The sequence below is a fragment of the Modicisalibacter sp. 'Wilcox' genome (genome assembly GCF_010993675.1).
In the GTDB taxonomy this organism is placed as follows: Bacteria; Pseudomonadota; Gammaproteobacteria; order Pseudomonadales; family Halomonadaceae; genus Modicisalibacter; species Modicisalibacter tunisiensis.
In genome coordinates this window covers 295,176-307,794 of the sequence record NZ_WNXF01000001.1, presented here as the reverse complement: position 1 = coordinate 307,794, position 12,619 = coordinate 295,176, and the positions used below count along the sequence as shown (strand labels likewise).

The following is a 12,619-nucleotide window of genomic DNA, read 5'->3' as shown; positions in this document are numbered from 1 at the left end:
CTTGCCTCGTCTCCACCTTGTCTCGACGATGACCCGCACCGATATAGTTGACTAGTTCACTATGGTTTATGGTGACGGCATCACCGGGTTTGTACGAAAAGTCGGCGAGCGCAGGCAGTTTTCGTACAAAACCTGGCCAGTCATCGACGGGAGTATCCCCATGTTTTCCCCCTTCACGCTGCGTTATGCGCGCCTGCCGGCACATTTCTTCGCGCGCTTCGACCCCGTGCCGGTCGAGGCACCGCACCTGATCGCCTTCAACCGGCCGCTGGCCGAGGAGCTGGGTTTCGATCTCGCGGCTTTCGACGAGCGCCAGGCGACCGAGTGGTTCTCCGGCAATGTGGTGCCGCCCGGTGCCGAACCGCTGGCCCAGGCCTACGCCGGCCACCAGTTCGGCAACTTCGTGCCCAGCCTGGGCGATGGCCGTGCGGTGTTGCTCGGCGAGGTGACCGATCGTCACGGCCGGCTGCGCGACGTGCAGCTCAAGGGTGCCGGACGCACGCCGTTCTCCCGCGGTGGCGACGGTCGGGCGCCGCTGGGTCCGGTGCTGCGCGAGTATCTGGTCAGCGAGGCGATGCATGCGCTGGGCGTTCCCACCACCCGCTCGCTGGCCGCGGTGGCCAGCGGCGAGCGGGTCTTTCGCCGTATCCCCGAGCCCGGTGGCGTGCTGACCCGCGTGGCCGACAGTCACCTGCGGGTGGGCACCTTCCAGTACTTCGCCGCCCGGGGCGACATCGATGCCCTGCGCACCCTGGCCGACGAGGCGATCGCCAGACACTATCCCCATCTGGACGAAGAGCCGCCTGAAACGCGCTATCTGGACCTCTTCGAGGCCGTCCAGCAGCGCCAGGCGGCCCTGGTGGCGCGCTGGATGGGTGTGGGGTTCATCCATGGCGTGATGAATACCGACAATACCTCGGTCGCCGGCGAGACCATCGACTACGGCCCCTGCGCCTTCATGGAGGCCTACGACCCGCGCACCGTGTTCAGCTCCATCGACGAGCGCGGGCGTTACGCCTACGGCAATCAGCCGGGTGTCGTGCAGTGGAATCTGGCGCGTTTCGCCGAGGCCCTGCTGCCATTGATCGACGACGATCGCCAGCGCGGCATCGAGCGCGCGACCCGGGTTCTCGAGGCCTGCCCCGGCCAGTACGATGCCGAATGGCTGGCGGTGATGCGTGCCAAACTGGGCCTGGCGCGCGAGGAGGAGGGGGATTTCGAGCTTGCCGAGTCGCTGCTCGAGGCGCTGCATGCCGGCGGTGCCGACTTCACCCTGAGCTTCCGCCAGCTGGCCGATGTCGCCGAATCCGCCGAGGCTCGCCCGGCCCTGTTCGAACTGACCGAGCGTCGCGAGCCCCTCGAGGCCTGGCTGGAGCGCTGGCAGGCTCGGCTGGCAAGAGAGGACGCCGACGGGGCCGCCATCGCCTCGCGTATGCGCACGGTCAATCCGCTCTACATTCCCCGCAATCACCGGGTCGAGGAGGCGCTGGCCGCCGCCTACGAAGGCGATTTCGCGCCCTTCGAGACCCTGCGCGAGGTCCTCGCCCGGCCCTTCGAGGCGCAGCCCGGTCGCGAAGTGTACACACTGCCGGCGGCGCCGAGCGAGCGGGTGTTTCGTACCTTCTGCGGTACCTGATCTGCGGCACCTGAGAAGCTCCGCCTATTGTCCGGGGAATCCTCGTGTGGCTAATCTTGAGGGGATAAGTCGCCGCGTCTGTCCGGGCCAACCCGCGGCACCGCGCGAAGAACAACCACAATCGGCGAGCCGGCCGCTGCCGCGCTCGCTCCGTCAGGAGCCGCCAACATGCCCGTTCGTGAAATCGCGCTGTATATCGATGGTCAGTCCGTGCCCTCGCAGTCCGGCGAGTGGCGCGAGGTGCTCAATCCGGCGACCCAGGAAGTGGTCGCCCGGGTGCCGTTCGCCACGCTCGAGGAGGTCGATCGCGCGGTGGCCAGCGCACGGGAGGCCTTCACCACCTGGCGCAAGGTGCCGCTGGCCCGGCGCATGCGCATCATGCTCGCCTTCCAGGCGCTGATTCGCGAGCATACCGCGGAACTCGCCGCACTGATCACCGAGGAGCACGGCAAGACGCTGCCCGATGCCAAGGGCGAGGTGGGGCGCGGGCTGGAGGTGGTCGAGCATGCCTGCTCGATCACCAGCCTGCAGCTCGGCGAGATCGCCGAGAACGTCGCCAGCGACGTCAACGTCTATTCGTTGCACCAGCCGCTGGGCGTGGGCGCCGGCATCACGGCGTTCAACTTCCCGATCATGCTGCCGTGCTTCATGTTCCCGCTGGCCATCGCCACCGGCAACACCTTCGTGCTCAAGCCCTCCGAGCAGGACCCGTCGTCGACCATGCGCCTGGTCGAGCTGGCCCACGAGGCCGGGGTGCCGCCCGGGGTGCTCAACGTGGTGCACGGCGGGCCCGAGGTCGCCAACCGGCTGTGCGACCATCCGGACATCAAGGCGCTGTCGTTCATCGGCTCGACCCGGGTCGGCACGCACATCTACGAGCGCGCCGGGGCCGCCGGCAAGCGCGTGCAGTCGATGATGGGCGCCAAGAACCATTGCGTGGTGATGCCCGACGCCAACCGCAGCCAGGCGATCAACAACGTGCTGGGCTCGGCCTTCGGCGCCGCCGGCCAGCGCTGCATGGCCAATTCGGTGCTGGTGCTGGTCGGCGAGGCCCGCGACTGGCTCGACGAGATCGTCGAGCGCGCCGGGCAGCTCAAGGTCGGGCCCGGTACCCAGGAGGACGCCGATCTGGGGCCGCTGGTCTCGCCGGCGGCGCGGGAGCGGGTGCTCGGCCTGATCGGCCAGGGCGAGGCCGAGGGCGCGACGCTGCGTCTCGACGGCCGCGGCCTGACGGTCGACGGCTATCCCGACGGCAACTTCGTCGGCCCGACGATCTTCAGCGACGTCTCCGCCGAGATGACCATCTATCGCGAGGAGGTCTTCGGCCCGGTGCTGTGCGTGGTGAGCGTCGAGACCCTCGATGACGCCATCGCCTTCATCAACGCCAACCCCAACGGCAACGGCACGGCGATCTTCACCAATTCCGGCTGGGTGGCGCGGCGCTTCGAGGCCGACATTGACGTGGGGCAGGTGGGTATCAACGTGCCGATCCCGGTGCCGGTGGCCTACTTCAGCTTTACCGGCTCGCGGGCCTCGAAGCTCGGCGACCTGGGGCCCAACGGCAAGCAGGCGATCCAGTTCTGGACCCAGACCAAGACCGTCACCGCGCGCTGGTTCGAGCCGGAGAACATCTCCAGCGGCGTCAACAGCACGATCTCGATGGGCTGACGGCCGGGCCCGCCGCGCGATGCGGCGGGCCCGATGCCGGATCAGCGGCGCGTGGTGGCGATCCCGCAGCGCTCGAGCAGCTGGATCATCGGCTCCAGCTGGCTTTCGTGCAGGACCAGCAGGGTGGCGACGTCCGGGTCCGCGTCCCGCGGCAGGATCACCGCGAACTCCCCTTCCTCGAGATGGAACTCGTGAATCTCGCGTTCACCCTGCGGGGTGAGGCAGTACGTCGAGCGGTAGTCATCGTCCTCGCCGTAGGTCAGGCGGTTGTAGACCTTGAACAGGGTGTACAGGTAAAGGCCCTGCGTGAAGGCCGGCCAGCGAGCGGGGCTGTGCCGCGTGGCGTCGTCGATCGGCTGGCCGGCGGCCTCGGCGCGGCGAATGGCGTCTTCCAGGGGCTCGGCCAGCAGCGAGGCGCTGTCGCAGGGTGACGGTCGGCCTTCGGCCCGGGCCGAGGTGTAGGCGGCGAGCACCTGGCGCATGTCGTCCAGGCAGGTCAGGGCGTGGTCGCTGTGCTGCAGGTGGCGCGGGTCGAAGTCGCCGTTTTCCCAGCCGTGCACGACGCGAAGCCGCAGGCTGTCCGTCTCCAGGGCGGGGGCCAGCAGGGCCTGCAGGGCACGCGGCAGGTGGCTCCAGCGGTCCGGAATGTCGTTGCCGAAGGCCTGGTAGGGATCATCGAAGAGTCGGTGCAGGCGGCCCGGCACGTGTTCCTGGGCTTCGTGGTATGGCATGGGGATCTCGGGTCTGATCGTTGTCTGGTGTTCTGGTAGAGTGAGATCGCTTCACGACCCTGAGACGGCGGGTTGCCGTCGGCAGGGATCGAATGCAGGACGGATAATCGTGTCTATCGACCGATATCCGCAAAACTTTAATCATCCCGACATTCAACGTCGCCAGGGGAGCCCCGTCCGCTCGGGGCTGAGAGTGTGCCGGCCGCGGCGCAGACCCTGGAACCTGATCCGGTCAATACCGGCGGAGGAAGCGCGACATGTATCTTGCCACCCTGGCCGTGCTGGGCGCGGCCCTGTTGCTGTTTGCCATTCTGGGACTGCGCGCCGGTCGCGCCGATTCGCCCCTCGACGATTACGTGACGGCGCGCAATTCCCAGCGCGGCACCACGCTGGGCCTGTCCTTCCTGGCGTCCGGCATGGGCGCCTGGATTCTCTTCGCGCCGCCGGAAGTCGGGGCCTTCGTCGGCCCGGTGGCCCTGGCCGGCTATGCCATCGGCTCGGCGCTGCCGTTCATCGTGCTGGCGCTGTGCGGGCCGGCGATCCGCCGCCGGCTGCCGACGGGACGCAGCATCGGCGAGTTTGCCGCCGAGCGTTTCGGTACCGGCATGCGCCGCTATGTGGCGTTGCTGTCGGTGCTCTACATGGCCTGCTTCCTGGCCGCCGAACTGAGTGCCATCGGCGGCATCACCGCGCTGCTCTCGCCGCTGGCGGGCAGCGTGGCGATCGTGGCCGTGGCGCTGACCACGCTGGCCTACACCGCCTGGGGCGGCCTGCGGGCCAGCCTGGTCACCGACCGCTGGCAGGCGTTGCTGCTGGGCGTGCTGCTGGTGCTGGTGGCGGGCGCGGTGCTGGGTGATCTGCCCGCGCTGCCGGCCGGCGCCGCCATGCCGAGCGTGCCGGCCGGCGAGGCGCTGAACGTGGCCGTGACCCTGGTCATCGCGGTGACGGCGGCCAACCTCTTCCACCAGGGCTACTGGCAGCGGGTCTGGGCGGCCCGCGACGGTGCCGCGCTGGGGCGTGGCGCGGTGCTGGGCGGCGTCACCACCGTGCTGGTCGTGGCGGTCGTCGGCGGGCTGGGCATCCTGGCGGCGATGAGCGGCGCCGACCTCGGCGAGCCGCCGATGCCCTTCTTTGCGCTGCTTGGTGCGGCGCCGGCCTGGCTGACCCTGCTGGTGCTGGTGCTGGCGGTGACGCTGGTGGCCTCGAGCGTCGACACCCTGCAGAACGGCATCGCCTCGCTGCTGGTCGGCGAGGGAGAGGCCCTGAGTCGCCACGGTGTCTCGCTGGCCGCGGCGCGCTGGCTCACCCTGGCGCTGATGGTGCCGGCGGTGCTGGTGGCCCTGCAGGGCTATTCGGTGCTGCGACTGTTCCTGATCGCCGATCTGCTGTGTGCCACGGCAGTGGTGCCGGTGCTGATGGGGCTGTGGGCGCGGATGAGTGCCCCGGCCGCCGCCGCCGGCGCAGTGGCCGGCCTGGTCGGCGCCATCCTGCCGGACTGGATCGCCCGGGGCAGCCTGGGTGACGCGTTGCTGGCGGCGAGCTTCCCGGGCGGCGAAACCACGCTCGCGCCGTTCGCCGGGGCTCTGGTCGCTTCCAGCGCGGTGGCGCTGCTGGTGGCGCTGGCGCGCCCGCACCCGGCCTGGCAGGCGGGATAGCCCAGCCGGGGAACTCCGCGACAACATAGCCATCGTCGCGGATTTGCGTCCTCTCCGGTCCGCTTCCAGACTGAGGCGCTATGTTGAAATGACATCGAGCAGCCGTGGAGAGGACCGATGAGCGATCAGAACACCACCCCGGACCCGCGTCGCCGTTACTCCGGCCCGGTCGTCGACGGGCCGGGAAAGGCCGCCAGCCGCGCCATGCTGCGGGCGGTGGGCTTTTCCGACGAGGACTTCACCCGCCCGCAGGTGGGCATCGCCTCGACCTGGAGCCAGGTGACGCCGTGCAACAGCCACATCGGCGGCCTGGCCGACGAGGCGCGGGCCGGTGCCGACGCGGCGGGCGGCAAGGGGGTGATCTTCAACACCATCACCATCTCGGACGGCATCGCCAACGGCACCGAGGGCATGAAGTACTCGCTGGTCTCGCGCGAGATCATCGCCGACTCGATCGAGGCGGTGGCGGGTTGCGAGGGCTTCGACGGCGTGGTGGCGATCGGTGGCTGCGACAAGAACATGCCGGGCTGCCTGATCGGCCTGGCGCGCCTCGACCGGCCCGGGGTGTTCGTCTACGGCGGCACCATCCTGCCGGGCGAGAACCACACCGACATCGTCTCGGTGTTCGAGGCGATGGGCGCGCATTCCCGCGGTGACATCGACCGCATCGAACTCAAGCAGATCGAGGAGACGGCGATTCCCGGGCCGGGGTCCTGCGGCGGCATGTACACCGCCAACACCATGGCCTCGGCGATCGAGGCGCTGGGCATGAGTCTGCCGGGCAGTTCGGCGCAGAACGCCGTCTCGCAGACCAAGCGCGACGACAGCCGCGCCGCCGGCGCCGCGGTGCTCGAGCTGCTCGAGCGCGACATCAAGCCCAGCGACATCATGACCCGCGAGGCCTTCGAGAACGCCATCACCCTGGTCATCGCCCTGGGCGGCTCGACCAACGCGGTACTGCACCTGGTCGCCATGGCCAGCGCGATCGGCGCCGAGGTGACGCTCGACGACTTCACGCGCCTCGGTCGGCGCGTCCCGGTGCTCGCCGACCTGCGGCCGAGCGGCCACTACATGATGAGCGAGCTGGTGGCGATCGGCGGCATCCAGCCGCTGATGAAGACGCTGCTCGACGCCGGTCTGCTGCATGGCGACTGTCTGACCGTGACCGGGCGCACGTTGGCCGAGAACCTGGCCGACGTCGCGCCCTATCCGAGCGATCAGCGGATCATCCAGCCGCTCGATGCCCCGCTCAAGGCGCAGAGCCACCTGCGCATCCTGCGCGGCAACCTGGCCCCGGAAGGCGCGGTGGCCAAGATCACCGGCAAGGAGGGCACGCGCTTTACCGGCCGCGCCCGGGTGTTCGGTTCCGAGGAGGAGGCCCAGGCGCGCATCAACGACGGCAGCGTGGTCGCCGGCGACGTGGTGGTGATCCGCTACGAGGGGCCGCGCGGCGGACCGGGGATGCGCGAGATGCTCACCCCGACCTCGGCGATCATGGGGCGCGGTCTGGGTGACTCGGTGGCGCTGATCACCGACGGGCGTTTCTCCGGCGGCAGTCACGGCTTCGTGGTCGGCCACGTCACGCCCGAGGCGTTCAACGGCGGGCCGATTGCGCTGGTCGAGGACGGCGACGAGATCACCATCGACGCCGAGGCCGACACCATCGATGTCGCCCTGAGCTCCGAGGAGCTCGAGCGGCGTCGCGCCGCCTGGCACCAGCCGGCACCGCGCTATCGCCGCGGCGTGCTGGCCAAGTACGCGCGCACGGTGAGTTCGGCCTCGCTGGGGGCGGTGACCGACCTGCCCGAGTGACGTGTGCCCGGCTCGGCCGTCGTGAGGGATACACACGGGCGGCCGGACCGGCGAGGAGCTGGCTGCTACACGAGAGGCGTTTGACGTCTAGGGTGGCGTGGGCTGCAGGGGGTCGTCGATGTCCTCGGCGACGGCCGGCATGCTGTCGCGGATGGCCTTGAGCTCCTCGGCGGAGAAGTGCTCCAGGCGACCGGCCAGCAGGTCGCTGATGCGCTGGCTGGGAACACCGGCGCGTCGGGCGATTTCCCGATTGCCGAGTTCGGAGAGGGCGATGCGGCGGGTGACGACACGCATCAGTCGGGTGCGACGTTCCATGTCTCTGACATCGAAGTCGCGCTGTCGAGTGGCTGACTGTGCCGGTCTGACACAGTCGCTACGTCTTCGTACCGCGTCCATGGGGCTCCGTTATATGACAATTGGACGCCATCAGGATGCGCAATTTTTTCGCGCTAGGCCAGAGGGACGAGAGACTTTTCCTTGACCGTCGTCAACGCGGAATCGACGCTGCACATCGCTCATTCCGGCGCCGGGGTCGGGCGGACCAGGATCTCGTTGACATCGACATGCTCCGGCTGGCTCACCGCGTACATCACGGCATTGGCGATGTCGCGATCCTTCAGGGCCGTCTCGGGCGGCTGGTCGAAGAACGGCGTGTCGACCATGCCGGGCTCGATCAGCGTGACGCGGATGCCGCTGCCGCGCAGTTCCTCGCGCAGGTTGTAGCCGATGCCGGTCACGGCCCACTTGCTGGCGCTGTACATCGAGCCGGGGATGGTGGTCCGGCCGGCGGCGGAGCCGGTGAGCAGGATATGCCCCTGGCTGCGTCGAAGGGCCGGCAGGGCCGCCTGGATCGTCAGCCCCACCCCGTAGACGTTGGTCATCAGCATGTCGCGCCACACGTGGTGGTCGGCGCTGCTGAAGCCGCCGGGAGAGCCGCCCATGCCGGCGTTGGCGAAGACCACGTCGATGCGCCCGAAGCGCTCGAGGGTCTGGTCGATCATGGCCTGCTGCGCGTCCATGTCGGTAACGTCGCAGGTCAGGGCCAGGGCCTTTTCCGGGCCGAACTCCTGGACCAGGGACTCGAGCCTGTCCGTCGAGCGGGCGGCCAGCGCCAGCTGGTAGCCCTGGTGATGGGCGGCTCGGGCGGTGGCGGCGCCGATGCCGCTGGAGGCGCCGGTGATCAGGAATACGCGATCGTTCATCGTCATCTCCTTGCTCCGGTGATTGCCTGCTGTCGGTGAGCGGCGCGCGGGCACGTCCTTGCGTGCCCGCGCGACAGAGGCCGGCTACAGCACGCGGTCGGTGCGCAGTACGCTGGCCTCGCTGTCGTCCAGCGAATCCTCCTCGCCGTAGCGCGAGGCACCGGAGCGCAGCGTGGTCCGCAGGTTGAGGTGAGCGGCCTCGGTCTCGGCGGGCAGCAGGTGCTCGACAGCGGCCTTCTCGTCGACCAGTTCCTTCTCGGTGGTCTCGATGCGCTTGCGGCCGGCCTCGTCGATCGGCAGACCCTGGACGATCTCGTAGCGGCCGTAGCGGCAGCGCACCGGGAAGGAGAAGACGATCCCCTTGGTCACGCCGTAGCTGCCGTCGGACACCACGCACATGCTGACGAAGTCGTCATCGGGGGTGCCGAAATACCAGTCGCGCATGTGGTCGATGGCCCCCTGCGCGGCCGAGGCGGCGCTGGACTGGCCGCGGGCGGCGATGATCTCGGCGCCGCGCTTCTGGACGCGCGGGATGTACTCCTCGTCCACCCACTTGGGATCCAGCTCCGGCCAGATGGGCGCGCCCATGGCCGTGGCGTGATGCAGGTCCGGATACTGGGTGGCGCTGTGGTTGCCCCAGATGGCCACCTTCTTGACGTCGCTGGCGTTGCAACCGAAGCGGTTGGCGATCATGCCCTGGGCGCGGTTGTGGTCGAGCCGGCTCATCGCCGTGAACTGGGAGGGTGACAGGTCCGGAGCGTTGCGGCTGGCGATCAGGGCGTTGGTGTTGGCCGGGTTGCCGACCACCAGCACCTTGACGTCGGGGTTGGCGTAGTCGTTGAGGGCGCGCCCCTGGGCACTGAAAATCTCGGCGTTGGCGGACAGCAGGTCGGCGCGCTCCATGCCGGGGCCACGCGGCTTGGCACCGACCAGGAAGGCGAAATGCACATTGCGGAAACCGTCCTGAACGTTGTCGTGCAGGCGCACGTTGTGCAGCAGCGGGAAGGCGCAGTCCTCAAGTTCCATCGCCATGCCGCGCAGTGCTTCCATGGCCTCGGGACGCTCGATCAACTGCAGGATCAGCGGCTGGTCGGGACCGAAAACCTCGCCCGCGGCAAGACGGAAAAGCAGGGAGTTGCTGATGCTACCGGCGGCACCGGTGACGGCAATGCGAAACGGACGCTTCATGTCGGACTTCCCCAGGCTCGTTGAACGGTAATGCCGGCCGTGATGCCCCTCCTGTGATGCCGGAGAAGCCCCGGCCGGACGATGAACACAAGTTTCCGTCAGTCGTCATGACGACTGATTCCTCCGCAAGCATAGCAGGACTGATGAAAATTCCGCTTCGACCTTCATCGATGTTCCGTGCGATCCGTGCGGTCTCTTTGCCGTTCGGAGTCTTGCGTAATGCGACGAGACAGTATTCGCTTGGTGGAAAAAACGTTTCATGCTTGAGCATGAAAGACAGGCATGATGGCAGCGGGAATGAGCGTTTTGCGTCTCGCACGAACGTCGCAGGGAACAGGAGCCGAATTTGACAGGCTGGCTGAGCAGGTCGGGTGGCAAACGCGAGGATCCGGCGGATCAGTGGATACGCGATGAGCAGGTGGCTCTGCTGTATCAGGGGCTGTGGCAGCCGTGCCTGGTGAGCGTGGTGGTTGCCGCGCTGCTGACGGTAGTTCTGTGGCCGGTGGTTGCCCATGGGGCCTTGCTGGCGTGGCTGCTGGTGATGGCGCTGGTGTCGGCGGTGCGCTGCGGGTTCGGCGTGCATTTCCGTCGTCTGACGAAGGACGCCCGGCGGCGCCCCCGCTGGCGTTGCCTGGCCCTGGGCGGTGCGCTGCTGACCGGCTGCACCTGGGGCGCGGCGGTGATCTGGCTGTTTCCGCACGACCCGGCGTACCAGCCGGCGCTGGTGCTGACCGTCGCCGGGGTGAGCGCGGGGGCCGTGACGACCCTGTCGCCGCTGTGGGCGGCGGCGATCGTCTGCCTGGTGCCGGTCGCGCTGCCGATGATGTTCCAGTACGCGCGGATGGACACGCCGCTGGCGTCGAAGCTGGCCCTGATGGTCGGGGTGTTCCTGCTGTTCGTGATCGGCGCCAGCCAGCGCTGGAGCAGCGTGCTGCGCGAGAAGCTGCGCCTCGAGGCGGAGCGCCAGCGCCGCGAACGCGACCTGCGGGAAAGCGAGGCCCGCTACCGGGCGATCTTCCGGGCCTCGCCCCTGGGGGTCTTTCATTTCGATACCCGGGGGCGGATTCTCGACTGCAACGACCGCTTCGTGGATCTCATCGGCACGACCCGCGCCGGGCTGATCGGGCTCGACCTGCCCGCCACCCTGCGGGACACGCGGGTACAGCGTGCGCTGACGCAGGCGCTGACCGAGGGCCAGGGGCACTTCGAGGGCGACTACACGGCGGTGCTCTCCGGCCAGACCCGGCCCATGCGGGCGCTGTTCAGCGGGATTCGCGACGAGCAGGGCGCGATCGTCGGCGGCATGGCGATCATCGAGGATCTCACCGAGCACCGTCAGGCCGAGGCCACCATCCACCGGCAGGCCTTCTACGACCCCCTGACGGACCTGCCCAACCGCCGGCTGCTGCTGGATCGACTGGCCCAGGTGCAGGCGCACTGCCGGCGTCGCGGCGAGCATGGCGCGGTGCTGTTCATCGACCTGGATCACTTCAAGAAGGTCAACGAGTCGCTGGGCCATGCCGCCGGCGACCGCCTGCTGATGCTGGTCGCCGAGCGGCTGGGCGCGATGGAGGAGGGGGACGGCCTGGCGGCCCGGGTCAGCGGCGACGGCTTCGTGATCGTGCTGGCCTCGCTGGGCGAGACGCTGGTCCGGGCCAAGGCCGGTGCCCAGCAGGCGGCCGAACGGGTTCTCGCCTCCCTGTCCGCGCCCTATCCCGTGGCCGAGCGAACGCTCACCATCACGCCGAGCCTGGGCATCGCGCTGTTTGGTGCAGTGCCGGTCACTTCGGTGGAGCTGATCAAGCAGGCCGAGACGGCGATGTACCAGGCCAAGGCAGGAGGGCGGGCCTGCGCGCGCCATTACCTGCCGAGCATGCGCACGGCTGCGCTGCATCACCTGGCGCTGGAGCAGGGGCTGCGCCAGGCGCTCGCCTCGGGGGACCAGCTCATGCTGTATTTCCAGCCGCAGGTGGGGCGTCACGAGCGGATCACCGGTGCCGAGGCCCTGCTGCGCTGGCAGCACCCCACGCTGGGCATGGTCTCGCCCGCCGAGTTCATCCCCGTGGCAGAGGAGACCGGACTGATTCTCGAGCTCGGCGACTGGGTGCTGCGCGAGGCCTGCGAGGCGCTGCGGCGGCTGCCGGCGACCCGGCTGCCGCGGCTGTCGGTCAACATCAGTCCGCACCAGTTCGCGCGCCGCGATTTCCTCGAGCGCGTCGCGACCCGTGTCGAGGCGGCGGGCATCGATCCCGCCCGGCTGCTGCTGGAGATCACCGAAGGGGTGCTGATCGACGACCTGTACGCCGCCGTCGAGACGCTCAACGGCCTCAAGCGCATCGGTGTGGCCCTGGCGATCGACGACTTCGGCGTGGGCTACTCGTCGCTGTCCTACCTCAAGCGCCTGCCGCTCGACGAGCTGAAGATCGACCGCAGCTTCATTCAGGAGCTCGAGGACGCCAACGATGCGGCCATCGTCCAGACCATCATCGCCATCGCGCGGCATCTGGCGCTGGATGTGGTCGCCGAAGGGGTCGAGACGCATGGCCAGCAGACGTTTCTCGAGGCCAATGGCTGCCATACGTTCCAGGGCTTCCTCTTCCATCGGCCGATGCCGCTGGTATCGCTGACCGGGGTGCTGTCGTCGAGGGCCGGCAGCGTCGACGCCTGACCCCGCCGGCCATCCGCAGCCGGCAGCCGGCGTCGCGAGGTGGCCAGAGGCCCGGGTGC

At 68.9% G+C, this 12,619-nt stretch carries 9 protein-coding genes and 1 riboswitch; of the genes, 5 read left to right on the top strand and 4 right to left on the bottom strand.

Translation table 11 applies throughout. The features are described 5' to 3' along the window. Positions 1-160: 160 nt before the first annotated feature. Together G7A98_RS01350 and G7A98_RS01345 are read left to right on the top strand one after the other, a co-directional pair. Complete coding sequence (locus G7A98_RS01350; RefSeq protein ID WP_163647681.1) at positions 161-1,636, top strand: protein adenylyltransferase SelO; 1,476 nt, start codon at positions 161-163, stop codon at positions 1,634-1,636. Positions 1,637-1,804: 168 nt separating this feature from the next. Further along, the gene (locus G7A98_RS01345; protein ID WP_163647680.1) at positions 1,805-3,304 is read left to right on the top strand and encodes a CoA-acylating methylmalonate-semialdehyde dehydrogenase; all 1,500 of its coding nucleotides are present in this window, start codon (positions 1,805-1,807) and stop codon (positions 3,302-3,304) included. Positions 3,305-3,345: 41 nt separating this feature from the next. On the opposite strand, the gene G7A98_RS01340 is transcribed toward G7A98_RS01345, so the two are convergent. Further along, positions 3,346-4,035 (bottom strand): hypothetical protein, encoded by a 690-nt coding sequence (locus G7A98_RS01340; RefSeq protein WP_163647679.1) that lies wholly within the window; start codon positions 4,033-4,035, stop codon positions 3,346-3,348. A 154-nt stretch (positions 4,036-4,189) separates the two neighbouring features. Then, positions 4,190-4,302: riboswitch (TPP riboswitch) on the top strand. Here G7A98_RS01340 and G7A98_RS01335 point away from each other — a divergent pair. Beyond that, positions 4,293-5,690 carry a sodium:solute symporter gene (locus G7A98_RS01335; RefSeq protein ID WP_163647678.1) on the top strand — a complete coding sequence of 466 codons (1,398 nt, stop codon included), beginning with the start codon at positions 4,293-4,295 and terminating at the stop codon, positions 5,688-5,690. It overlaps the preceding riboswitch by 10 nt. A 117-nt stretch (positions 5,691-5,807) precedes the next feature. Beyond that, positions 5,808-7,502 (top strand): dihydroxy-acid dehydratase, encoded by a 1,695-nt coding sequence (ilvD, locus tag G7A98_RS01330; RefSeq protein WP_163647677.1) that lies wholly within the window; start codon positions 5,808-5,810, stop codon positions 7,500-7,502. A gap of 87 nt (positions 7,503-7,589) precedes the next feature. Here the strand turns inward: ilvD and G7A98_RS01325 are convergent, their stop codons facing one another. From G7A98_RS01325 to G7A98_RS01315, 3 genes are all read right to left on the bottom strand, one after another. Next, complete coding sequence (locus G7A98_RS01325; protein ID WP_240464645.1) at positions 7,590-7,817, bottom strand: XRE family transcriptional regulator; 228 nt, start codon at positions 7,815-7,817, stop codon at positions 7,590-7,592. 200 nt (positions 7,818-8,017) lie between these two features. Continuing rightward, positions 8,018-8,704: an SDR family oxidoreductase gene (locus G7A98_RS01320; protein WP_163647675.1), complete on the bottom strand. Its 687-nt coding sequence runs from the start codon at positions 8,702-8,704 to the stop codon at positions 8,018-8,020. A gap of 84 nt (positions 8,705-8,788) precedes the next feature. Beyond that, entirely contained in the window at positions 8,789-9,892 is a 1,104-nt protein-coding gene (locus G7A98_RS01315; protein WP_163647674.1) for a malate dehydrogenase, read from the bottom strand. 418 nt (positions 9,893-10,310) lie between these two features. Here G7A98_RS01315 and G7A98_RS01310 point away from each other — a divergent pair, with 418 nt between their 5' ends. Beyond that, positions 10,311-12,560 (top strand): bifunctional diguanylate cyclase/phosphodiesterase, encoded by a 2,250-nt coding sequence (locus G7A98_RS01310; RefSeq protein ID WP_276207463.1) that lies wholly within the window; start codon positions 10,311-10,313, stop codon positions 12,558-12,560. Positions 12,561-12,619: the final 59 nt, after the last annotated feature.

What these genes read in the sequence shown, in the direction of transcription:
- G7A98_RS01350 (WP_163647681.1), top strand. Translation starts at nt 161, where the DNA reads ATGTTTTCCCCCTTCACGCTGCGTTATGCGCGCCTGCCGGCACATTTC.
- G7A98_RS01345 (WP_163647680.1), top strand. Translation starts at nt 1,805, where the DNA reads ATGCCCGTTCGTGAAATCGCGCTGTATATCGATGGTCAGTCCGTGCCC.
- G7A98_RS01340 (WP_163647679.1), bottom strand. Translation starts at nt 4,035, where the DNA reads ATGCCATACCACGAAGCCCAGGAACACGTGCCGGGCCGCCTGCACCGA.
- G7A98_RS01335 (WP_163647678.1), top strand. Translation starts at nt 4,293, where the DNA reads ATGTATCTTGCCACCCTGGCCGTGCTGGGCGCGGCCCTGTTGCTGTTT.
- ilvD (WP_163647677.1), top strand. Translation starts at nt 5,808, where the DNA reads ATGAGCGATCAGAACACCACCCCGGACCCGCGTCGCCGTTACTCCGGC.
- G7A98_RS01325 (WP_240464645.1), bottom strand. Translation starts at nt 7,817, where the DNA reads ATGGAACGTCGCACCCGACTGATGCGTGTCGTCACCCGCCGCATCGCC.
- G7A98_RS01320 (WP_163647675.1), bottom strand. Translation starts at nt 8,704, where the DNA reads ATGAACGATCGCGTATTCCTGATCACCGGCGCCTCCAGCGGCATCGGC.
- G7A98_RS01315 (WP_163647674.1), bottom strand. Translation starts at nt 9,892, where the DNA reads ATGAAGCGTCCGTTTCGCATTGCCGTCACCGGTGCCGCCGGTAGCATC.